The organism is Nibricoccus aquaticus, assembly GCF_002310495.1.
GTDB lineage: Bacteria > Verrucomicrobiota > Verrucomicrobiia > Opitutales > Opitutaceae > Nibricoccus > Nibricoccus aquaticus.
Genome location: NZ_CP023344.1, coordinates 4,549,602 through 4,572,051, shown reverse-complemented (window position 1 = coordinate 4,572,051; position 22,450 = coordinate 4,549,602). Strand labels below are relative to the sequence as shown.

Genomic DNA, 22,450 nt, shown 5'->3' with positions numbered 1-22,450 from the left:
TTACGGCAGATCCATGACGATGCGGAAACCGATGTGACTGGTGCTCGTATCTGGTGGACTGCCGCGCCGGGCGGACGGGCGATAGCTTTCGCAGTAGGAGGGCGCGCAAAGAAAAGATCCGCCTTTGATCACGTGCCTGAGTTCCCCCGGCACGGCAGCGGGGGAGGGATCGCCGACAATCCATTGACGCCCGGCGCTGGCGGAAGGGCCAGACGGATTGCTGCAAAATTCGGGATGGTCGGCGCGTTGGGTATAAGTATCCGCGGCATAAATATCGGAACACCAGTTCCACACGTTCCCGCCCATGTCATAAAGCCCGTAACTGTTGGGTGGGAATGATCCGGCAGGCGAGGTGCCCGCATAGCCATCATCAGTGGTGTTGCGCCAGGGGAAATTGCCGGTCCACGTGTTGGCTCGATGCCTGCCGGCCGCGGGATGTGGATTGCCATCGCCCCACGCGAAACGCGCACGGACGAGTCCGCCGCGCGCTGCAAACTCCCATTCTGCCTCGGTCGGCAGGCGCCCTTTGGCCCACTTGGCATAGGCCACGGCATCCTCGTACGCGATGTGGACGACGGGGTGATTTTCCCGGCCTTCCAGAGTTGAGTCAGGGCCTTCTGGGTGCTTCCAGGAAGCGCCGAGCGTCCAGACCCACCAATTCGCCATGTTGCTCAGATCGACAGGACCTTCGGTGGTTTTGAACACCAGAGATCCAGGCTGAAGGTCTTCATCTCTCGGCTTCGGTGTGCCGGGAGGTACTTGTTTTTTCATTTCCTCCCAGTTGATCGGGCGTTCCGCGACTGTGACGTAGTGCGTTTCTGTTACAAATTTTGCGAACTGAGCATTTGTTACATCGTTAATCGCGATGAAAAACGCGCGGACTGTCACTTCATGAGAGGGTCTTTCGTTGATGAAAGAATAGGCAGCGTCGCTTCCCATCGAAAACGTGCCACTTGGAATGAGTGCCATGCCGGCGGGTGGGAGGGGCGGAAGTGAACTCCGTTCCTGTGCGGGCTCTGGTGTCGGCTCGCGAAAACATCCGGAAAAAAACAGGAAGAGCGAAAATATCAGAGTCTGAAAGACGCGGGAAATCAGTCTCACAACGAAAGTCTTGGGAAAGCAGAACATAAATATGGAGCTGCCGGACAACGGGCTGTTTTTACGGCTATGATGCCCGCCGCTTTGATAGGCAATCGATGATGATTCATTACCTTTTTATTTTACCAAAAGAGATATTCGATTTGCCTAGTGAAATGATTGTTTTAATTCTCCAATCCGAAAAGCGTTTATGCTCTGCGACTCCTTCAATCGGAAAATAGACGCTGGATATGGGTATCTACACCAATTCAGTCGGGCGTTGCGGAATTGTGATGGGAGGCTGTTGTCCTGGAGTGTCACGACGGGTGCTGGGTTGGGGAGACGATATCGCTCTGGCTCACACCAGGCATTCTTGGGAATTCGCACATGAGTCCGTGCCCGCCCTTGGCGATAGGTTTTGTTGGGTTGGGATTTGGAGCCACGGTCGCGCAAGCGCTGATGAAAGGGCCGGCATGTGATTTGTTTCGGGTGACTGCCGCCTGCGACGCTGATCCTGTGAAGTTACAGGATTTCTGCGGCCGGTACGGCATCAAAGGTTATGTCTCGCTGGACGATTTGTTGGGGGACGAGTCTATTCCGGTCGTCGGACTTTTCAGCGGTCCGGTCGGTCGGTCGGAGTTGCTCCTGAGGATTATTCGCGCGGGGAAGGACGTGATGACCACGAAGCCGTTCGAACTCGATCCGGTTGCGGCGCGCGATGTCCTGGCGGAAGCGCAGCGTCTTGGACGCGTGATTCACCTCAATTCGCCTCCGGCCGAGCCGCCGCAATACGTCCGTCAGATCCTGGCGTGGCAGCGCGAATTCGATCTTGGTCGTCCGGTTAGCTGCCGCGGTGAGATGCTGATTTCCTACCGTGAGAAAGCCGACGGACGCTGGTTTGATGATCCAAAGCTGTGTCCCGCGGCGCCGTTGTTCCGCATCGGCATTTATTCGTTGAGCGATCTGCTGCGGCTCTTCGGGCGTGTGCAGAGCGTGCAGGTGATGAGCAGCCGGCTCTTCACTGGACGACCTACGGCAGACAATGCGGAGCTGGGTCTCCTCTTCGAAAACGGCGCTCTTGGCAGCATTCACGCGAGCTTCTGCGTCGATGACGGCCAGCACTACGCCAACTCGCTCACGCTGCACTACGAGCGCGGCACGATTCACCGCAACGTGTTTCCCGTCGCTTACGGCGAAGCCGAGCGCACCTCGCGGCTCCGGCTCACGGCGGTGCGAGGCAAAGACCACGTGATTTCACAAGAATGGCAGTCGGCGGAGGTATCCGGTGAATACGCGTGGTCGGTCTTCCACGATGCGGTGACGAAGCGTCGCGTGTTGGAAATGCCGTTCGAGGAAATCATGGGCACCGTGGAAGTCGTTGCCGCCATGGCTCGAGCTGAGCGCTCACAGAAAACCGAACTAGTCTGATATTTTATGATCGCGAAATCGTTACTCCGAATTGTCCCACTCGTTCTTCTGTTTCCCCTGTCGTTACTGACGCCGGGCCTCGCCCAGTCTTTGGATACGCAGTCGAGCGTGCCAAGTACGCTTAATCCGGCGCTTCCCACGATTTTCATCGCGGGCGATTCGACAGCGGCGACGGTGGATCATCCTTTGCAGCAAGGGTGGGGCGCTCCCTTTGCGGCGTTTTTCGATCCGGCCAAAGTCAATGTGGACAATCGCGCCAAGGGCGGACGCAGCAGCCGCACCTTCATCAACGAGGGACTGTGGGACGCGCTGATAGCTGATTTGAAGTCGGGCGATATTGTCCTGATACAGTTCGCGCACAACGACGCTGACTTCGTCAACGCGCCGCCGCCGGACTCGGATCGTCCCTTGCGCGCACGCGGTACGCTGCCGGGATTGGGCGAAGAAACGGAAGCGATCGATAATGTGCTGACGAAGAAACATGAGATCGTGCACACCTTCGGCTGGTATATCCGGCGGATGATCACTGACGTGAAGGCAAAAGGCGCGACGCCCATGCTGATCTCACCGACCGTGCGGAATCTTTGGACGGATGGAAAGGTGGAGCAGGGACCAGCGGGTTATCAGGAGTGGAACCGGGCGCTGGCGGCAGAGGCGGGGATCGACTTCGTCGATGCGACGCAACTCATCGCTCAGGAGTACCAGCGGCGCGGTGAGGATTGGCTCAAGAAGGAATTTTTTCCAAAAGACTACGTTCACACCAATGCCGCCGGCGCGGAGTTCAACGCCATGCAGGTCGTGGCGGGTTTGAAAGCGCTCCGCAGCAAGCCCGTGACAGCCATTCTTTCACCGAGTGGTGAAGCGGTACCTGACGCATCGTGATCTGCTTCTTCATTTCCAAGAGTGTGCCATGATGGGCTGTAAAGCGCACGGTATTCAGCCTCTAAACTTATTCGGGATGGGTTGCCGCGGCGTCTACTTTGCCTAGAACCTACGACGGCTGGCGGTCTGCGCGTCTAAATTTACTATCGGTGCGGCGCTTCACTTTGCGCGACTGTGCAGCACTTCGACATCGCTCCGTCGCGACCGTTTTAACGGTCTGGATCGGGCTCGGGCTGCATAGCGCGGCCCGCAGCCGATGTGCCCTCGTTTATACAGGGTCATCGCATGTACAAAATCTGCTCAGTCAATGAGGGTAGCCAGGATCGAGCCATACGACCGTGAGGTTCAGAGTCGATAGCTCCTCAAAAATTCCCATGAAGATATCGCTTAGTGCTGAAGCGCTGATGTCTATTCTGAAAAATCCTTCCGTTTGACCACGTAAGAGAAGGCCTCGAGTAGCATAGGGACACTGGGCGGTGGTGACTATTTTCCGGGCGTTGCTACCATCTTATTTCGTTCAACCCCGCTTTTCTCTAGCAATCGAGTGAGTACTTAAGTCGAAGTACTTGGAGCGCTTTGGTGGAGGGGATTTGATCAACGAACTTTACGTTATGAGCCTGAGTTTTTTCTACACTTCTTTCTACACCTTTTCCAAAACTGAAGGTGTTTTAGGAAACAAGAGGAAGCAGGAATCAATCAATTTTACCTCTGAAATAGGAGTCTGAAACATCAGGGCAAAATCGGAAAAATTGTGTTTTCGATTTCTGAGACCTGCGTGTCTACGGCGCCGAATTTAGTGAGCTTGCAGCTCTCCGAGTGGTTTTGGGGACAAGAAACGCATATGGGACTCAATCCTCGGTGATCCCCCCAAAATTAGCCATATGGCGGGCAGTGTGTATCCATCGTTCCGATGCATAGGCGGAACTGGGCTCCTCTGAGAACTACGCGAAAGGGCGCAGGATGAGTTTATGCCAGTTACGCGTTTATGGGGGATTTCACTTACCTGGCGAATATCGAGCACGGCTGGCCAAGCCTCGTAAAAGCGAAATGGATTGCTCGTATTTGGATTCCGGACGCGATCTGTACAGTGTACTTGCTAGCGAACTGTGCGGGGGCTGGCTGGTAGCTAACCGCGTTCGATTCCGACAAGTTCCGCGGTGCGCTCTCAGCCGCGGAGTTTTCATGCCGCCCAAGCCGAATCGCCGGAAGATTAGTTTAATCCCAAGCTGTGCTCGGCGCACCACTATCGAAAATTCCAACGCCTGCCGTAGTTAAGCTGCGAAACGACAAGGAGTGCAGCTGTGCGAGCTACCTGTTCGTGGTGTCTCTGCTCGCCCCTCGTCGGACAGATATTTTGGTGATTGGCGATGGGGCCCCGAAGAACTCGCTCACTTATACCCACTTTCTTATACCCGGGAGGGTATAAAATGGTGCTTTCTGAGGGCTATCGGGATGGTAATCGCCCCAGCTTTTCCTCTGAATGTCGTTGAAGTCCAAATACATGTCCAATCAGGTCGCATTGCTTTGATTTCACCTCGAAGTACTGCTGCATCATCGGGGTCAGTTTGGCGTCGGACATGGACGGAGAAGTAGCGAGTAGTGAGTAACTGGTAGCGAGTAGAAAAAGGCGTTCGGAAGGCATGCAAAAGCTCGAAGCGAGCAGGTGAGATTGTCTGGTGGTGTTTCTGAATTGAGGATGGCTGGAGCTTCGAGCCTTATCCCGAACAACGATGAGCTACTTCAAAAAACACGGCGTCTTTATCTACTTCCCAGAAAAGCAAATTGACCCGAATTTCCGCCACTATGGTGCGGTGGCGCTGGCCGAAGGTCTGAAGGAACTCGGCTATGCTGTTTATTCCAACGTGGCTGATTCACGATTCAGCCAGCGGGAGGTAGGACAGTTTAAGGAGGGTCTGATGGTGTTTTCGGTCACCGAAGACGTTTACAGCGAGCAACTGATGGCTGCGATCAATGACTTCCGCCCAGGTGTGAAGGTCATATTGAGCATGTCCGACACCTCGAGCACGATGATGACGCCGCAATCCACGCCCGCGTTTTTCTCGCACGAGAATCGATTCCTGGAGGTGCCTGGACGACGCCTCCCATGGGCATTTGGTCTTAGTCGGGAGAGAATCTCGGCGTGTGGGGGATCGGTGCAGTTTGGTGAGCGCAAGAAAGTCATCCTGCGCAATTTTCGACCGTCGGGTAACCAATCCATCCGTGAATCCCTGGATTTCGCGTTGGTGCCTAATCTGGAAAAACACTTCGTCATCGATCGGGAGATAAACGCGGGCGATCACTATGCCCGACTGCAAAGCTGTTTGGGGTGTCTCGCATATGGCGGTGCTTACAAAGCGGACTTAAAACATAACCCCTATCTGTTGAATTTGCCGGCAAGTGCGTCGGCAAAGCATTGGTTTGGGCAGGTGCGCTTTAAGCAGGACCCCGTGATTTTGAGATGGGATAGCTGGCGATGGTGGGAGTCTCTCGCATCCGGCTGTCTTACCTTTCACTTGGACTTCGAGAAGTATGGAATGCTACTGCCGGTGGCACCCGAACCCTGGATACATTACGTCCCGATCGATTTGAGCGATCCGTTGGGTGTCGTTACCCGGTTGATGGAGAATGACGCCAGGTGGGAGCAGATTGCGGCGAATGGACGTGACTGGGCGCTCAAGCATTATACACCCCGGCCAACGGCGGAGCGTTTTCTGAAAACGGTGGAAGAACAGCGTTGAAAAGTCCCTCTGGACACTTCCCGTTTTTGCGTGGCTCAACTTTTTCATCGTGATCTAGGTGGTACAGGCAAGCCGGCGCTGGTTGTTCTCCATGGATTGCTCGGGTCGTCGCGCAACTGGCAATCGACCGGAGGCGATCTCGCGGCGCGTTATCAGGTGTGGGCGCTGGATCTGCGGAATCATGGGCGGTCGCCGCATGAGGCGGAGATGAGCTATGAGGCGATGGTGGCGGATGTGATTGCGTGGATGGACGGGCAGGGGATCGCGAAGGCGTCGCTCATGGGGCACAGCATGGGTGGGAAGGTGGCGATGTTGCTCGCGTGCCGACATTCGGAGCGGGTGGAGCGGCTGGTCGTCGTGGACATCGCACCGAAGGACTATAACTCAGCGGCGCACCGGTCGGAATTTGCGGCGATGAACGAGCTGGATTTGCGGCCGCTGCAATCGCGCGGCGAGGCCGAGATGAAGTTCGAAGCGCGGGTGGGCGACTGGGCGATGCGGAAGTTTCTCACGACGAATCTGGAGCGGGATGCGGAGAGCGGCGCGTGGCGGTGGCTGGTCAATTTGCCCGTGCTAACGGCGGCGTTGCCTGCGCTGGAGAAGACGCCGCTGGCTGACGGAGATCGTTTCGCGGGACCGGTGTTATTCGTGACGGGCGGGAAGTCGCGCTATGTGGTGCCGACGGATTGGGAGGGGATTGAGCGGCATTTCCCGCAGTCGGCGTTGGAGGTGATCGCGGAGTCAGGGCATAATCCGCACATGGAGACGCGTGAGGCGTTTGTGCGGGCGGTGCTGGGGTGACGGAAGATGTCTTGAGGCGGGCACAAGAAAGCCGCGTCGAGTGAGACGCGGCTTTTTCGGAAGTGGCGAGCAAGCTCGCGCTCTACACAGGCTCAGCGACTGCGGCGATTACGCCAGTGGGAGCCGGGTTTGCCTTGCGGGTGGTGATGCGGATTGCCGCCACCGAAGGCGCGCGGGTTATTCATCGGGTCGCGCGGGATGTCTTTGAGGTGAGGGCGGTCAGTCGAGGATACGATTGGGCGGGATTTGTAGTCGAAGCCCTCGAGGGTGAGCTGCGGGATTTTCGCGCCGATGAAGCGTTCGATGTCGCGGACGTCTTTCACATCTTCGGGGGTGGCGAGCATGAAGGCATCACCAACCGACATGGCGCGGCCGGTGCGACCGATGCGGTGAACGTAGTCCTCGGGATTTTCGGGGACGTCGTAGTTGATGACGTGAGACACGCCGGCGACGTCGATGCCGCGGGCGGCGATGTCGGTGGCGACCATGATCTCGTAGCGGCCCTTCTTGAAGCCATCGAGGGCTTCCATGCGCTGGTTCTGGGAACGGTTGGCGTGGAGGACGGCGACGGTGTGGTTGGCGGACTTGAGCTTGCGGGCGATTTTATCGGCACCGTGTTTGGTGCGGGAGAAAACGATGACGCTCTGGAAGTCGGTCTTTTCGAGGAGGGCGAGGAGGAGGTCGAATTTGAGCGGGTGGGAGACGGTGTAGATCGCGTGGTTGACGGATTCGTTTACCGAGCGTTGCCGGCCGATCTCGATGCGCTCGGGATTCTTGAGGGCGAAGCGGGCCATCTCTTCGATCTCGGGCGGGACGGTGGCGGAGAAGAAGAGCGTCTGGCGGCTCTTGGGGCACATCTCGACGATGCGTTTCACGTCTTTGATGAAGCCCATGTCCAGCATGCGGTCCACTTCGTCTAGGATGAGGATCTCGATTTTATCGAGGCGCATGGATTTTTCCTGGATGAAATCCATGAGGCGGCCGACGGTCGCGATGACGATATCGACGCCCGCGCGAAGGTCGCCGCGTTGTTTGCCATAGCCGACGCCGCCATGGAGCACGGTAGCGCTGATGTCGGTGAAGCGGCCGAAGTCGCGGAAAGCGGTTTCGACCTGAGCAGCGAGTTCGCGCGTTGGCTCGAGGACGAGGACGCGGGGGCTGCCGGGCTTGTGGGGCCCGAGGCGGTTAAGAACAGGAAGGGCGAAGGCGGCGGTTTTACCGGTGCCGGTCTGAGCTGAGGCGATCAGGTCTTTGCCCGAAAGAACGACTGGGATCGCACGCTGCTGGATGGGCGTGGGATCGGTGTACCCCATGGCTTGAGTACCTTTGACGAGGCTGGAATAGAGCCCGAGTTTTGAGAACGGCATTCGCGTATTAGCGTTACGCGCGAAGGTGAACGCGAGGGCAAATTTCCCGGCGAGCCGGAGGCGGTGAGGCAAGCGTGAACAGGTACGGTTGGATTTTGTCCTCTGCTTTTCGGAATCTCTGAGACACGGTGCGGGATGGAAAAACTTAAATTTGCCGAGCTGGGCCTTTCGCCCGAGATCCTCAAGGCCGTCGATAAGATGGGTTTTGAAGAGGCCTCGCCGATTCAGACAGCGGTGATCCCGACGATTCTGGAAGGCCGCGATGTGATCGGCCAATCCTCCACGGGCTCAGGCAAGACGGCGGCGTTCGCGATCCCGGCGATCGAGAAGGTCGATACGCAGGTGCGCAAAGTGCAGGTGCTGATCCTATGTCCCACGCGCGAGCTCGCGGTGCAGGTTGCGGAGGAGGTTGGCAAGTTGTCGCTGTTCAAACGCGGGCTCCAGGCGACGCCGATCTACGGCGGGCAATCCTATGACCGGCAGTTTCGCGCGCTGGAGTCGGGTGTGCAGGTCGTCATTGGCACGCCGGGCCGCGTGATGGATCACATGGAGCGCGGTACTTTGAAGCTGGATGCGCTGAAGCTGGTGATTCTCGACGAGGCGGACCGGATGCTGGACATGGGCTTTCGCGACGACATCGAGAAGATCCTTTCGGCAGTGCCCGAGGAGCGGCAGTTGCTGTTTTTCTCGGCGACGATGCCGCCGGCGATTCAATCGCTTATCAAGCGGTTCACACGCAATCCGGCCTGGATCAAGGTAGAGTCCTCTGCGCAGAACGCGCCGAAGGTGGACCAGGTTTATTTCGAGGTGGATCGCCGCTCGAAACTGGAAGTGCTCACGCGCCTGATCGATCTCTACGACTTTCGCTTCGGCATCATTTTTTGCAGCACGAAGATCATGGTCGATGAGCTCGACGAGCACCTGCACGCGCGCGGTTATGCGGTGGATCGTTTGCACGGCGACATCACACAGACGCAGCGCAACCGGGTGATGGAGAAATTCCGCCGGCGCGGGTTTGAGTTCCTGATCGCGACAGATGTGGCGGCTCGCGGCCTCGATGTGGACGACCTTGAAGTGGTGTTTAATTTCGATCTGCCGAACGACGCCGAGGATTATACGCATCGGGTGGGTCGCACGGGACGCGCGGGCAAAGAGGGCCGGGCGTTCACGTTCGTTTCGGGACGCGAGCTCTACAAACTTCAAGGCATGGTCCGCTTCGCGAAGATCAAGATTCGCCGCGAGAACGTGCCGTCGCTCGATCAAGTCGAGGAGGCGCGAGAGAATGTGTTTTTCGAGAAGCTGCGCACGACGCTGCAAGAGGCGAAGTTCAAGAAACAGGATCGCATCATCGACCGGTTGCTGGAGCAGGGCTATGCGAGCACGGACATTTGCTCGGCATTGTTGCACATGATGCAGCAGGGTGGGGGCGATAAACCGGACGCGGCGCCTGCTGCGAAAGCGGCACCGGTTAAAGCATTACCTGCGGCGGCTGCTCCCGCCCGTCCGACGCACTCGCACGAACCTGATGCGGGTTCATTTAAGAAGGCGGCGTATCGCGAAGAAGCGCCACCGCGCCGGGCCGAGCCCTTGAAAGAAGCGAGTACACATGATGATGATCGGCCACGTGCTTCGAAGCAGAAGTACGAGCGTCCGGGGCGCACGGGCAAAGAGGCGGGTTACACGACGATTTTCGTTAATGTGGGCCGCAAGGAGTTGATCACCCCGGGAGACATAGTCGGCAAGATCGCCGGGGTGACGCGGTTACCCGCTAATATCGTCGGCGCGGTGGATATTCATCAGCGTCATGCGCTGGTGGATGTCATTTCAGAGCATGCGGAGCTGGTGATCACGCGGCTGGCGGGGATTCGCGTGAAGGGCGAAACGCTCAAGCCGGCGATCGCGACTGAGGCGAATCGGACGACTGAATAAGCCGGTGTTTAGGAAGACGTGCCCGGCTGTTCTCTTACTGAGCCGGGCATGTTTTCAACGGTTACGGCGCTGACGAAGCAGCGCCATCCATCGCAAGCGGAGGATTCCCGCGCAGCTCTGAATCAGGCGGCATCAGCGATCATCTGCCGTGCGGCTTCATCGAGTCGGCGGCCGATATCCTGGGCCTCAGTGTCGGGGAATTTGGCGGCGGTCAGCTCCATCAACTCGTGAACAAAGCGCCATGCGCCTTTGGCGAGAGCGGGCTGTTCCTTATCGGAGTAAATATGGGCGGCCTCTGCCAGGAGATCGGCCTGGGCTAGGCATTTTTCTCGGGCGTTGGCGGGTGTCTCACCGCGCGTGAGGAGGTTGAAATGCTCTTCGGGATTGGCACTGAGAAAGCGTTCGGCGGGCAGGCCGAGCAGGCGTTCCTGGGCGCGGACGATGGCGGTGAGCGATTCGTCGTAGCGCCCGTTTTCCCGCAGATGAACGATCTGTTTAAGGAACTGGCGGAGCTGCTCGATGAGCCGGAGGATGTAGTCGCGTTGTTGTGACGCCATGAGCTTGTGCTGGCTTGTGACCGTTAATCGGTTCGAAGGTTGCGGCGCTGGAGTGTGATTTTAGGGCGAGTGGGATTATCAACGATCACTCTTCGCCATCGAAGTATTCGGCGGCAGTGGTGCGGAAAAAATTTCCGTGAGGGTGAAAGCCCCATTTGCCGGAGTCGGGGTAGTGAGAGATGTCCACGGGGGGATTGTCGGCGACGACGTAGAAAAGCAGCTCTTCGGAGCCGGTATTGATGACCTGATGGGCTTCGCCGGGCGGGTGCATGAGGGCGTCACCGGCTTTAATGGCGTGGCGTTCGTGTCCGGCGCGGACGGTGTCTTCGCCGCCGAGGATGACGAATAATTCGTGCTGGGCGGTGTGGCTGTGGAAGGGGCAGACGGATTTGCCGGGCGGAACGCGCACGAGGGAGGAGGTCGAAGGGTGCCGCTTTAGGGCCAGACGTTGCGGCCTGCGCCGAGGGCTTTGGAGATTTTTTGCTGAACGAGTGATGAGCGCCCTTGGGCGAGCGGTCCTCATGCCAGGGAAGGGCGGTGAGATTGATTTTTTCCATGGTGATCGGATGTGCGGCGAAGATGGCGCGGAGGCGACTCTTTGCGTGCTGTACCGGCAAACGAGCGGGCGACGTGCGTGGAGGATGATGGGTTTGCTGATTGACTTAATCTTAATTTCAGAAATTACTGAAATTATGAAATCATGCAGTGCTTTGATCCCGCTGGATGGAGTTGAGCGTAAAGTGGTGGACGCGCTTGGCGGGGCATTCGCGGTTACCGTGTCATCGGAGCCAGTGTTTTTTCATGCACCGTTCGTCGGACGCGTGAGGGTTGCCAGGCTCAAAAAAATTTTGCCATGAATACACTGAATGCAGAACTGGCTCTGAAACTTGCTGCACTGACTCACTTCGGATTGGTGGCGGCGGGCGTCTTGATGCCGCTAGTCACGGGACTCTGGTCGGAGGCGGATCGTATGTCGCCGTTTGGGAGGCGGCTGTTTCGAATCTACTACGGATTTATTGGAGTGTGCCTGATTTCGTTCGGGAGTGGGACGTGGTTTCTCGCCGGGGAGCTGTCGAACGGGACGCTGCTGGCGCGTGCGGTGTGCGGATTTCTGGCCGTGTTCTGGATCGTGCGGCTGGTGGCGGCGTGCGTGCTCGATGTGCGCCCGTATCTGATGAACGGCTGGTGGCGGCTGGGCTATCACACGACGAATGTCGTCTTCTGCGTGTTGCCGGTGCTCTATGGATGGATCGCGTTTCGAGCGTGAGATGGAATCCGAAGCGCGGCTAGAGCATGCAGAGTTTTTTATAGTCGAGGACGGTGTGGCTGATGTGGCCGGCGGTGAGGGCGGCACGGTCGGTGAGCGGGCTATCGGGCGGGGTGATTTCGTCGCCCATCGCAAAGACGAAGCTGTGTGTGCCGTCATCGGCTTGCGGACTGAAGAGGCCGGGGACGATGACCTGCGCGGGCACGGTGCGGCGGACTTCGGTTGCGGCGGTGCAGGGGAAGGGGAAGTTGATGTTGTGGAGAATGAAGCTGCGCGGAGGCGTGGATGCGACGAGCGCGGGGACGAGTTTCGCGGTGTGTACAGCGGTGGCGCGAAGTGTGACGGAGACCTCGGAATCGGGCTGGCCGCCGTCGCGTTTGAATTTGTCGAAGGCGCCGAAGGTGAGGTGTTGCGAGAACGCGATGGCGGGCAGGCCGTGAACGACGCCCTCCCAGGCGCCCGCGATCGTGCCGCTCGCGGGGATGAAACTGAGCGAGGCGTTGAGGCCGACGTTAATGCCGCTGACGACGGCGTCGGGTTTCACGGGGAGCAGGTGGGCGAGGCCGATGTTCACGCAGTCGCTCGGCGTGCCGTCGACCATCCACGTGGGGCAATTGAAACCGCGATCGGAGACGGCTGACTTGACGCGACGATGGCGGGATTTGGCGGCGCCGATCCAGCTTTGCTCGGTCTTTGGCGCCACGACGAAGAGTTCGTGACCGGCGTCGCGAAGCGCGTGAACGAGGACGTGGAGGAAAACGCAGTCGAGGCTGTCGTCGTTGGTGATGAGCAGGCGCATGAGGGCGAAGAATCAGGAACGAATGGAGACGCGGGCGACGGAGCGGCCGCCGCCGGAGTTGGTCGTGAAGTAGATGTGCTTGTCGGCGTGGTCGTAGACGGGATGCGGGTGGCTGTCCTGGCAATCCCATGACGAGTGATGCGCGCAGAGCGGAACCCACTCGATGTGGCGGCGCGCCCAGTCGATTTTCTGAAGCGTGATCCACTCGCCGCCCCAAAGACCGTTTTCGGGTTCGCCATCGGGATGCCAGTAGCCGTCGGAGACGAGCCAGTCGTTGTGGAGATTGCCCGCCGTGAAGTGGCCGTAACGGTGGTAGCTCTTAGGCAGGCCGATCTCGATGTTGTCGCCGCCGGCGGGACTGACGCGACCTACGTATGCGGTGCCATCGGCGAATTTGCCGTGGTAGATGATGAAACGACCGTCCGCGGTCCACATCTCGTGACAGCTCCAGTCGGTTCGGCTGCGACCGTTTTCTTCCGTGCGGAGACGACGGTGATTTATGCCGTCCCAGAGCCAGAGGCGGCGGATGCCGCAGTCGGAGGGCCACTCGTGGTTGTAGAGAATCCAGTCGGGATTGGTGGGAGAAAACTGTACGTGGGTGATCCACGCTTGCGGGACGCGTTCGCAGAGAAGTTCGGCGCCGGTAGTCGTGTCGTAGACGCGGATGTAGGAGTTGAGATTTTCACGACGAACGCGCTCGTCGATGTCGTAGGTGGGCTTGTCGCTGATGACTTCGTTGCGTTTGCCGCCGACTAAATTTTCGCCCTTCGCGTCGGCGGGTGGTGTGTTGTCTTCGAGCGCGCGAGCGTCGGTCGTGGGGACGCAGATGCGGCGGCCATCGGCGCTGATGTGGGTGAAAGCCGTGACTTGTCCGTCGGGAAGACGGGCGATGGTGCGCTGGCGTCTCGCGAGATCGACGCAGCAGATGTCGCGGCCTTGGATGAAATAAACGAGACCGCGAGCGGCATCGAGGCTCATGCTGGCGCGGCCGAAACCGCGGTACGGCGTGCCGCGGAAATAGACGTAGGATTTGAGCGTACCTTCGGTGTTGAAGGTGAGCTGGCGCTCCTCGCGTGTCTGGAGGTTGAGCGCGTGGAGGTTCGGGTTGCCGTCGCTGATGCGGACGAAGATGAGGTGGCGATCGTCAGCGGTGAGGCTGGAGCAGGTAAAATAGAGAAGCTGCGCGGTGGATCCCGCAGCTGGCTGGCCGCTGGCGACGATTTCTAGCGAAGGCATCTCTTCACGGTGAAAGGAAAATTCCGCGAAGCAAAGGACGAGATGGAGGATTTAAATTACTTCGCGATGACGGTGATCGGGAAGTCCTGGCCGAAGCCGTAGCTCGACGGGAATTGCGGTGTGCCTTTGTGCTTCTGGGTGATCTCGGGGACTTCGGATTCGAGGAAGGCTTTGAGTTCGTTGACCGTGATACGACCGTCGCCCGCTGTGTCGGCACGACCGGCGAGGCCTTCGAGGAGCGCGTAGGTGAAAGCGCCGTGGCCGAGCTGTGCGAACTCGGTGGCGAATTGCTCGGAGCCGGAGGCGGTGAGCCAGTGAGTGCCGGACGAGCGGGCAAGTTGAGCGATGGCTTTTTCTTCGGCGGCGCCGCGCATGGCGATGGTTGTGAGTGCGCCGGCGGATTGGCAGGCGTCGAGGATGAAGAGCTGTTTCTGCGCGGGCATGAGCTTTGAGAGTTCGAGGAGCTCGGCGCTGGAGATGCCTTTTTGCCGGAGCGCGTCGTCGGCACCGTAGAGTTGAGTGACGTCGTGCGGAACGAGATAGAACTCGGGTTTGGCGTCGGAGGTCATCACACCGTGGCCGGCGTAGTAAAAGACGAAGACGTCGCGCGGGCCGGCTTTGGCGGTGAGTTCTTTGAAGGCGTCGGTGATGGCGGATTTTTGCGCCTGATCGTTGAGGATGAATTTCACGTTCACACCGGTGAAGATCGTCTTGGTCTGAGCCTCTATCTTGTCCTTCACGGCAGTGGCGTCGGCGACGGCGTAGTTCAGGTTGTACTTGGGATTCTTGTAGGTGTTCACGCCGACGATCAACAGGTGCAGCTGCAGTCCGGTGGGTGGTTGCGCGGTACCCGCGACGACTCCAGCAGTTTTCGGACGATAGGTAACGATCACTTCGGCAGGACGCGATTCGGTGCCCTGGGCGTTGACGGCGATAGCGCGGAAGATGTTTTCGCCGGGGACGAGCTTCACCTCGAACGGATGCTTCTGGCTCGTGCCTTGAGCGGCGGTGGTGGCGACGAGTTTGCCGTTTTGAAAAAGGCGCAGTTCACGGAGGACGGCTTGCGATGCGGTGGCGGTGGCGCGGACTTGAATGGCGTCGCGATCCACGGTGTTAGGCGGAAGGTCGTCCTCGACGACGAGGTTGCGTGCTTGCTCGGTGAATTCGAGACGCACGCTCGGTGGCGGACTGAGCTCGGAAAAATTAACCTTCGGTGTTTCGACGGGTGCGTTGGTAAACAATCCGGCGAGCAGCTTCGGCGTGTAGAGTTTGTCGAAGAGCGATTCCAGCGGGGTGATGGTGGCGCCGCTCACGACATACATGCGGTCGATGGCTTTGTCGGTGGCGTCGAAGCGGAAATCCGGTGCGCTGGCGACCCAGTCGTTGGAGTGGGCGAAGAGAGCGAGGCTGCAGAGCTCGCGGCGTTGATCGACATCCACGATCCGCAGCAGGTTGTCTTCGCCAGCGGTGACGATGTAGCGCGAGTCACCGAGGAATTCCAAATCGGTGACTTGGGCGAAGGAGTATTGCTCCATGAGCTTTTCGCCGAGCTCCGCGTCGAACACCTGCACGTAAGCGCCGTCGTAGATGGCGAGCCGTTTGCGGTCTGGGGAAATGGCGCAGGAAAGCGGGCGGTCCAGCGTGTGAGAGTAAATGGGAGCCTCGAGCATGGTGTCGCCGGTGTCGGTCGATCTGTACTCGATTGCCTGACGAGCGACGCAGGCGAAGACCTCAGCGGAGAGGAAGAAGAAGCCGTTGCGCACGCCATACGGGGCGGCCTTGGTCCATAGCCCTTTCTTCGTCTTCAGATCGAAGCCCAGGATGTTTCCGTCGGGAGAATAAACGACGAGCACGCGATTATCGGGCGAGATCGCGGCGGTTCCTTTTTCGTTTCCAATATATTGGTTCGGCACTTCCGTTTCGAAGACGACTTGGCCATCGAGCGTTGAAATAACAGCCAGAGAATTGATCGCGCGAACGACGATCAGACTGCCGTCGCTGGAGGCGCTGATGTGGCCGGGGGTGGACCACAGCTTTTTTCCAGTTGAGAGCTTGTACTCAGGTTTCGGAAAGCGTGCCGGCTCGATAAACGAGATTTCGGAGCTGGCGCTGTTACCAAAAGCGAGATCGCCCTCCGCCGTGTAGAGTAAGGCGGTCGCGCTCAATTTGGCGTCGGTGATCTGGACGCCGGCAGACGTGAAGCGGACGCGCTTGAGATTCTCCTGCCGGTCGCTCACCACGAATTCGAAGCCCTTTGGGCTCGAGGCGAGCAGCCGGGGCTGGAAGACGTTGTCGCCGAGTGTGGCGATATGGCGTTTCGATTGGAGATCTACGAGATGAACGTTTTGGCCAGCGATGAGAAACCACTCCTTCGATGCCGGGTGGTGAATGATCCGGTAGGCCGAGGAGTTTCCGGGGGTCAGGGAAGCCACGGGGATTTGCTCGCGGATTTTTAGAGTCTCCAGATCAACCAAAGCGATCGAGCTGCCGAGCGTGAGGGCGAGGGTGTTCGTTTCCGCATCAAAAGCATCGGGCCTTAGCGAGAAGACGTAGCTGCCGGATGGAAGCGTGAGTGTTGCGAGTGTTGAGATATCGGTTTCGGAAAGTTTTTCGACCGTGGCGGGCTTGGTTTTATTGTCGGGCGCGGACACGGCGAAGAGCGTTCCGGCGGGCCCGCGCTCGAAATAGCGGCGGGCTCCCTCGACGCGGGAAACTTCCTTCCACGCGACGGGATCGAAAATGGCGTGGCCTTTATCGAGGCCAATCAGCAGCCGACCGTCGGCGAGAAGGATAAGGCTGGCCGGCTTGGCGGAGTAGCCGTTCAGGTACGAAAGCGAGCCTTGGAGTGTGGCCGTCCACGTGCCGTCGCGTTCAACGATCTCGCCGACGGAACCGCGGTTGTCCACGTAGAGGAACCGGTTGTGCCTGGCGTCCCACACCACATCGACGGCGTCGTAGATCGAACCGCCCGTGACGTGCGCGAGTGTCTCGTAGTTGATGATCGTGAAGCCGCGCTCGCCGATCGTGAACAGCCACTTTTTTTCCGGCACGAAGGTGGCAAACCAGTCAGAGGAGCCGCCGGTGCGGACGTGCAGGAGACTGAGCTCCCGGCGACTGGCGACATCCCAGACGCGCAGCTGTTTGGAGTCCGAGGTGAAAAGTTTCGAACCATCCGGCGACAGGAACGAGGCGACGATGTTTTCACGATGCCCGTTGGAAACCGCCGGATGTGGCGCGTTTCGATCCACCACAGTCACCATTTTGGAGTCCTGCCCAAACGTGGGAATGATGCCTGCAAAAGCGATGAGCAGGATGACGGAGACGAATGATCGTGGGCTCATGACAGTGTTATTTGGAGCCGCCGCGCATGGCTTTGAAGAGCTCGCGCTTTTGCTCGGGCGTAAGCGCCGCTTGGAGTTCTGGCGCGGTGAAGAGACCGTTGGCCTGGTCGGCGGCGATCTGACGGAGAAGCTGCGCGACAGCAGGGTAGCCGGCTTGAGCAATGAAGGCGTTGAGTTCCTTGAGTGTACGCTCGCGCAGAGAGCCGATCAGATTTTCAGGTGAAAACTCCCCGGCGTTGAGAAGTTCGGCGGTGAAATTGATGCCTTTGAGAAAGGCGGCGGCGAGAACAGCGGGGTCTTTGCTCTTCTCGTTTTTCCATGCGGAAAAATATTCGTCGAGCTTTGTGCTGTTGGCTTTCACCCAGGCTTCGCCGCGGGCTTTTTCGATGCCTGCTTTCATCGCGCGAGTGATCGACCAGTCGTAGCTGGCTTGGATCATGCCTTCGTTGAAGTCGGCGTGTTTGGGCCAGGTCGGAATGGCGTCGGTTGTCGCTTGCGCGCCGAAGCGTTCATAGAAGGCGCGGAGTTCGCCGGTGATGGCCTGATCGACGCCGAAGTCGGCGGTCTCGGCAGGCTGGTAGGTTTCCAGAAGCGCTTTGAAATAAACACCGAGCGTGGCGGCGTAGTCTCCGGCGGTTTTCTTGTCTTTGATGGAGGCTTGGAGATCGCGGGCGAGCTGACGGCGGACGGGTTCGGTGGCGAGTTGATGCTCGTCGCGCATGGCCTGACGCTGCTGCGAGTAGGCGTCCATGACCTCGGCGTGGTCTACATTGTTTTCTTCTCCCTCAGTGGAAGCGGGGGCTTCGGTGCTTTCTGTTTTTTTAGCGGGACCGTCGGCGGAGGCACCATCGGTCCAGTCGATCTTTGTTTTCAGATCAGCGGAGAGATCGTGAAAGGTGGCGGACGAGTCGGTACCGCTGACTTGGATGACGGCGCTTTCTTTTTGGGTGAGCTGGAGCTTTTTGAATTCGGCGACGGATTGTTGGACGGAGATGTCGTAGGTGCCTTTATTTTCGCGAATGACGAAGCCGGTCACCGTGGTGCCGGGAAGTGTTTTGTAGAGGTAGAGTCCACCGCTTTGAGCGTAGTTGACGGTGACGTTTTCGACGATGGCTTTGCCGTCTGCCACGTTCACGCCGACGCCGCTGCTGCTTTCGACGGCGATGTTTTTGAGTGTGAGATCGCCGGAGAAAATCGAGAGTGCCTCGGCCATGTCTTCGATCGGTGGCTCGGTGGTGTTTGGATCGACGGGCAGCTGAACAGCGGGCTCGTGGCGGACGGTTAGGTTGGCGGCGGAGATCGCGCCGCCTTTGCCATTCAACGCGAGAACGGCGTTTGCGCGGTCTTTGCCGATGAAGATGGTTTTACCGGGGCCGGCGCCTTGGATGATGAGCGGTTTTGTGACGACGACGTTTTCAACATACGTGCCCTCGGCGATGATGAGCGTGTCGCCGGGAGCGGCGGCGAGCGCGGCACGTTGGATGAGCGGATAGTCCTGCGGGACGCGAAGCGTGGCGGTGAACGCTGCGATGTCGGTGGCGAGGAAAACGGTCGTGAGAAGAAATAAGCGCGGAGACATGGAGCAAGTGAGCGGTTAGTTTTTTGAAATGACTGAAAGGGGGAAATCCTGCCCGAAGCCGTAGCTGGCGGGGTATTGCGGCGTGCCTTTGTGGAGCTTGGTGAGTTCGGGGACCTGCGTTTCGAGGTAGGCTTTGAGCTCGTTGACGGTGATCCGGCCGTCGCCGTTGTCGGCTTTGCCGCCGAGCGCTTCGAGGAGCGCGTAGGTGAACGTGCCGTGACCAAGTTTCTCAAACTCAGTGGCGAATTGTTCCGAGCCGGAAGCGGTGATCCAGTGCGTGCCGGAGGCGCGGGCTAGTTGGGCGACGGCTTTTTCTTCGGAGGCGCCGCGCATGGCGACGGTTTGGAGAGCGCCAGCGGACTGGCAGGCATCGAGGAGGAAGAGTTGTTTTTGCGCCGAGATTTTTGCGGAGGCGGCGAGAAGTTCGGCGCTGGAAATGGCTTTGGCGCGGAGCTGTTCGTCGGCGCCGTAGAGTTGGGTAAGTTCGTAAGGAGCGAGGAAGAACTCGGGCTTGGCGTCGGAAGACATCACGCCGTGGCCGGCGAAGTAGAAGACGAAGACGTCGCGCGGGCCGGATTGCTGCGCGATGGTGGTGAACGATTCGAGGATGGCGGAGCGGGTGGCCTTGTCGTTGAAGAAGGTGGTGACGTTGACCTTGGTGAAAATGCCGGTGGCATTTTTTTGGACGAGGTCGCGGACGGCGGTGGCGTCGGGAACGGCATAGTTGAGGTTGTACTTGGGATTCCGGTACGTGTTCACGCCGATGACGAGCAGGTGGAGTTGCATGCCGCCGCCATCGCGGCCGGTGAGCGCGGCGGTGGCAGGTGAGGCGGATGTGGGGGCTTTATAGTCGATGGAAAGAAGTGCCGGGGCGGACTCGGTGCGTTGTTCGTTCAGAGCGACGGCGCGGAAGGTGTTTTCTCCGGGGAGAAGTGTGACAGCGATGGTTTCGGTGCGACCGGCTTTGCCCGTGGCGATATCAGGTACGTCGTCTTCGACGGTGAGATTGCGTGTGCGGGACTCGACGAGCTTGCCGTTGTGGTAGAGGCGGATCTCGGAGATTTTGCTCTGCTCGCTTTGGGCCGTGATGCGAAGTGATGCTTGCTCGCTGGTGACTTCTTCGGGCGCGTCTTCGACGGTCAGGTTTCGCGTGGAACCGGCGAGCGCGAGGAAGACTTTGGGCGGTTCAGTGAGATCTTTGAGTTGGATCGTTGGCGCGGCGATGGTTTCGCCTGCCATGATCTGGCCGATGAGGCCCGGCGTGTGGTAGGATTCGAAATACGCGGAGAGCGGAACTTTCGTCGTGCCTTGGATAAAGTACATCTGCTCCTGGAATCCTGGCGTCGCTTCGAACCGGCCGGATGGATGAATGAAGGCCCACTCTTTTCCGTCGCCGGAGAATGAGATCGCGCCGAGGAGTTCGGCGCGGGTGACGTTCCAAATGCGGATCGCTTTATCTGCGCCGACGCTCGCAAGCCGGTCGTCGCCAAGGTAACTCAATCTTTCGACGCGTTGCGCAGGCGAAGTGGCGCGGCGGAGTTCTTTGCCGTCAGCGAGGCTCGCGAAAATGATGCTGTCGTCGAAAGGAAGCGCGACCTCGGTGCCGGTTGGATTGAACGTGGCCTGGGCGGCCTGACTGGTTTGAGGCAGCTCGTGCTCGCGAATGCTTTCTCCGGTGTCGGCGTTGAACACGTAGAGCCTTTGATTGAAGCCGAAGCCGACGGCGAAAATCTGTTTGCCGTCGGAGGAAAAGCGGAAAGTCGCGAAGTCGTGGTTGAGCTGGTGGCGCGACCAGATCTTGGCGCCGGTCGTGATGTCGTAGCAGTGTACAGAGCGGCCGGAGGTGTCTTTCTCTGAGGTATAATAGACGATGCGTTTGTCGTCGGGCGAGATGGCGGCGGAGCCGGTGGTTTGATCGTAGCTATAGTATCCGTTGGTGAAGGTGCAGAGCTGATTACCCGAGTAAGGATCGTAAACGATAACCGGCGACTGGCCGTTGCGCATGTCGACTGCGAGCTTGCCGGAAGGAGACAGCACGATGTTGCCGCGGGCTCCGCGGCTCACGCTTTCGAAGGGCATCTTCGATAGACGCGGCTGATCGGGACGGTTGAGGGAAATGATGCCGCTCGTGCGGTCATCGTGTTCACCGCCGTTGAAGATCACCGACTGGCCGTCGGGTGCGAAAAGCGCGTCGTAGATTTTGCGGATGGGCACGTATGTGATGCGGAGGCCGCCGCGATCGAGTTGAAGAAGCCGGCCACCGCCGTGACCGGTGACGAACATTGTGTCTGCGCGCGACGAGGCTGCAAAGAGAGTGGTCTGGTGCACCGGCGGAGACCACGGTGAAGAATACGATCCTCGGGCGCGGTCGAATTTGCGGAGCTGCGTGGTGGACGCGTTGGTTTGGGGATCGAGTTGCGTTGTTGAGCAAACAACGAAACGAGAGTCGACCGTGGCGAGCTGGCTTACCGTAAATCCCGACGACGCGTACGGGCCGTCGATCGTGGTGCCATCGAGGAAGAAAAAGCGTTCGATGGATTTGAAGATCAACGGATCGCCGGGGCGTCCGTGATCCTGGAGGGCGAAGCCTTGCCAGGGAGATTCGGTTTTAAGTTCCGTGGACCACTCCACTTGAAGGCTGTCGGGGTTGATGATCTCGATGAGGTTTTGTTTCCCGTCGGGTCCCATCCCGCGCGAGATGACGAGGCGACTGTCGGCTGTCCAACCGGCCCCGGCGCGACCGCTGTCGGCGACATTGGGAATCGCGGTTCCTCTCGGCAGCGTGTGGACAACCTGTGCGTCTTCGGTGCGGACAATAACCGTGGGGTGTTTGTGCGAGTCGGTAATGATCGCGTAGCGACCGTCGGGGCTCACCTCGGGGAAACCCCAGCCGCGGGTGGAGTCTGAGGGACGCGCGCGCTCCATCACTTCGCGAATGGGAAAGCGTCCGCGGCGGAGGACTTGAAGAATGTTTTTTTGATCACTGGAACTTCCCAGCCAGAGCGATTCGCCGTCGGGCGAGACTTCTGCGTGGAGAATTTCACGCCGGCTCTCGATCGTGTTGAGGATTTTGAGCGTGGGGATTTCGAAGATGACGACGCGATCGGAGGTGACGGCGTATATCTGCGCCGCGTTGCGGACGAGAATCGCGAGGAGGCGTTTTTCGGAGGCGAGGCCGAGGGTGATGGTTTTTAATTCGGTGCCGGTGGAAACATCCCAGAGTTTCAGCTGGCCCGATTGCGTGCCGGAGATGGCGAAGCGGCCATCGGGCATCGTCGTCATGTGATAGACGGATTCGCCGTGGGGCGTGGGTAAGACGAGGCGTGGGATGTCGGCTTCGTCGGCGGAGAGCAGGCAGGGCAGCAGGGTGAAGAATAACGCGCAGAGACGGAGTGAGCGAAGCATCGGAGAACGAGAAGTGAGCGGGGGTGAAAGGGATGAACGCGCGA

The 22,450-nt window shown here is 59.0% G+C and carries 17 protein-coding genes; 7 read left to right on the top strand and 10 right to left on the bottom strand.

Annotation, left to right across the window (positions count from 1 at the left end; genetic code table 11):
- Positions 1-969 (bottom strand): formylglycine-generating enzyme family protein, encoded by a 969-nt coding sequence (locus CMV30_RS18570; protein WP_217494426.1) that lies wholly within the window; start codon positions 967-969, stop codon positions 1-3.
- A 495-nt stretch (positions 970-1,464) separates the two neighbouring features.
- On the opposite strand from CMV30_RS18570, the gene CMV30_RS18565 reads away from it, so the two are divergent.
- On the top strand, positions 1,465-2,505 hold the full coding sequence (locus CMV30_RS18565) for a Gfo/Idh/MocA family protein (protein ID WP_096057418.1): 1,041 nt from the start codon (positions 1,465-1,467) through the stop codon (positions 2,503-2,505).
- A gap of 6 nt (positions 2,506-2,511) precedes the next feature.
- A complete protein-coding gene (locus CMV30_RS18560) occupies positions 2,512-3,387 on the top strand; it encodes a rhamnogalacturonan acetylesterase (RefSeq protein WP_096057417.1) in 876 nt (291 codons plus the stop codon).
- 1,444 nt (positions 3,388-4,831) lie between these two features.
- Here the strand turns inward: CMV30_RS18560 and CMV30_RS20840 are convergent.
- Positions 4,832-4,966, bottom strand: a complete 135-nt coding sequence (locus CMV30_RS20840; RefSeq protein WP_281254869.1) for a hypothetical protein — start codon at positions 4,964-4,966, stop codon at positions 4,832-4,834.
- 151 nt (positions 4,967-5,117) lie between these two features.
- Between CMV30_RS20840 and CMV30_RS18555 the strand changes: the two genes are divergently transcribed.
- Both CMV30_RS18555 and CMV30_RS18550 read left to right on the top strand, forming a co-directional pair.
- Complete coding sequence (locus tag CMV30_RS18555) at positions 5,118-6,125, top strand: glycosyltransferase (RefSeq protein WP_096057416.1); 1,008 nt, start codon at positions 5,118-5,120, stop codon at positions 6,123-6,125.
- 30 nt (positions 6,126-6,155) lie between these two features.
- On the top strand, positions 6,156-6,926 hold the full coding sequence (locus CMV30_RS18550; RefSeq protein ID WP_096057415.1) for an alpha/beta fold hydrolase: 771 nt from the start codon (positions 6,156-6,158) through the stop codon (positions 6,924-6,926).
- A 92-nt stretch (positions 6,927-7,018) separates the two neighbouring features.
- On the opposite strand, the gene CMV30_RS18545 is transcribed toward CMV30_RS18550, so the two are convergent.
- Positions 7,019-8,293: a DEAD/DEAH box helicase gene (locus tag CMV30_RS18545; RefSeq protein ID WP_096057863.1), complete on the bottom strand. Its 1,275-nt coding sequence runs from the start codon at positions 8,291-8,293 to the stop codon at positions 7,019-7,021.
- 135 nt (positions 8,294-8,428) lie between these two features.
- Between CMV30_RS18545 and CMV30_RS18540 the strand changes: the two genes are divergently transcribed.
- Positions 8,429-10,222 (top strand): DEAD/DEAH box helicase, encoded by a 1,794-nt coding sequence (locus CMV30_RS18540; protein WP_096057414.1) that lies wholly within the window; start codon positions 8,429-8,431, stop codon positions 10,220-10,222.
- A gap of 122 nt (positions 10,223-10,344) precedes the next feature.
- Here the strand turns inward: CMV30_RS18540 and CMV30_RS18535 are convergent, their stop codons facing one another.
- Both CMV30_RS18535 and CMV30_RS18530 read right to left on the bottom strand, forming a co-directional pair.
- Positions 10,345-10,779: a hypothetical protein gene (locus tag CMV30_RS18535; RefSeq protein ID WP_096057413.1), complete on the bottom strand. Its 435-nt coding sequence runs from the start codon at positions 10,777-10,779 to the stop codon at positions 10,345-10,347.
- A gap of 85 nt (positions 10,780-10,864) precedes the next feature.
- Complete coding sequence (locus CMV30_RS18530; protein WP_175414966.1) at positions 10,865-11,188, bottom strand: cupin domain-containing protein; 324 nt, start codon at positions 11,186-11,188, stop codon at positions 10,865-10,867.
- Between the two features lie 85 nt (positions 11,189-11,273).
- Here CMV30_RS18530 and CMV30_RS18525 point away from each other — a divergent pair, with 85 nt between their 5' ends.
- Together CMV30_RS18525 and CMV30_RS18520 are read left to right on the top strand one after the other, a co-directional pair.
- Positions 11,274-11,636, top strand: a complete 363-nt coding sequence (locus CMV30_RS18525; protein WP_175414965.1) for a hypothetical protein — start codon at positions 11,274-11,276, stop codon at positions 11,634-11,636.
- On the top strand, positions 11,633-12,046 hold the full coding sequence (locus tag CMV30_RS18520) for a hypothetical protein (protein ID WP_096057410.1): 414 nt from the start codon (positions 11,633-11,635) through the stop codon (positions 12,044-12,046). The genes CMV30_RS18525 and CMV30_RS18520 overlap by 4 nt, the downstream gene beginning before the upstream one ends.
- A gap of 19 nt (positions 12,047-12,065) precedes the next feature.
- Here the strand turns inward: CMV30_RS18520 and surE are convergent, their stop codons facing one another.
- From surE to CMV30_RS18495, 5 genes are read right to left on the bottom strand one after another with little or no spacing between them, the layout of a single operon-like run.
- A complete protein-coding gene (gene surE, locus CMV30_RS18515) occupies positions 12,066-12,845 on the bottom strand; it encodes a 5'/3'-nucleotidase SurE (RefSeq protein WP_096057409.1) in 780 nt (259 codons plus the stop codon).
- A 12-nt stretch (positions 12,846-12,857) separates the two neighbouring features.
- Positions 12,858-14,081 (bottom strand): oligogalacturonate lyase family protein, encoded by a 1,224-nt coding sequence (locus tag CMV30_RS18510; protein WP_096057408.1) that lies wholly within the window; start codon positions 14,079-14,081, stop codon positions 12,858-12,860.
- A gap of 56 nt (positions 14,082-14,137) precedes the next feature.
- Complete coding sequence (locus CMV30_RS18505) at positions 14,138-17,422, bottom strand: caspase family protein (protein ID WP_096057407.1); 3,285 nt, start codon at positions 17,420-17,422, stop codon at positions 14,138-14,140.
- 7 nt (positions 17,423-17,429) lie between these two features.
- Positions 17,430-19,001, bottom strand: a complete 1,572-nt coding sequence (locus tag CMV30_RS18500; protein WP_096057406.1) for a right-handed parallel beta-helix repeat-containing protein — start codon at positions 18,999-19,001, stop codon at positions 17,430-17,432.
- A 15-nt stretch (positions 19,002-19,016) separates the two neighbouring features.
- Entirely contained in the window at positions 19,017-22,406 is a 3,390-nt protein-coding gene (locus tag CMV30_RS18495; RefSeq protein ID WP_096057405.1) for a caspase family protein, read from the bottom strand.
- Between the last annotated feature and the right edge of the window lie 44 nt (positions 22,407-22,450).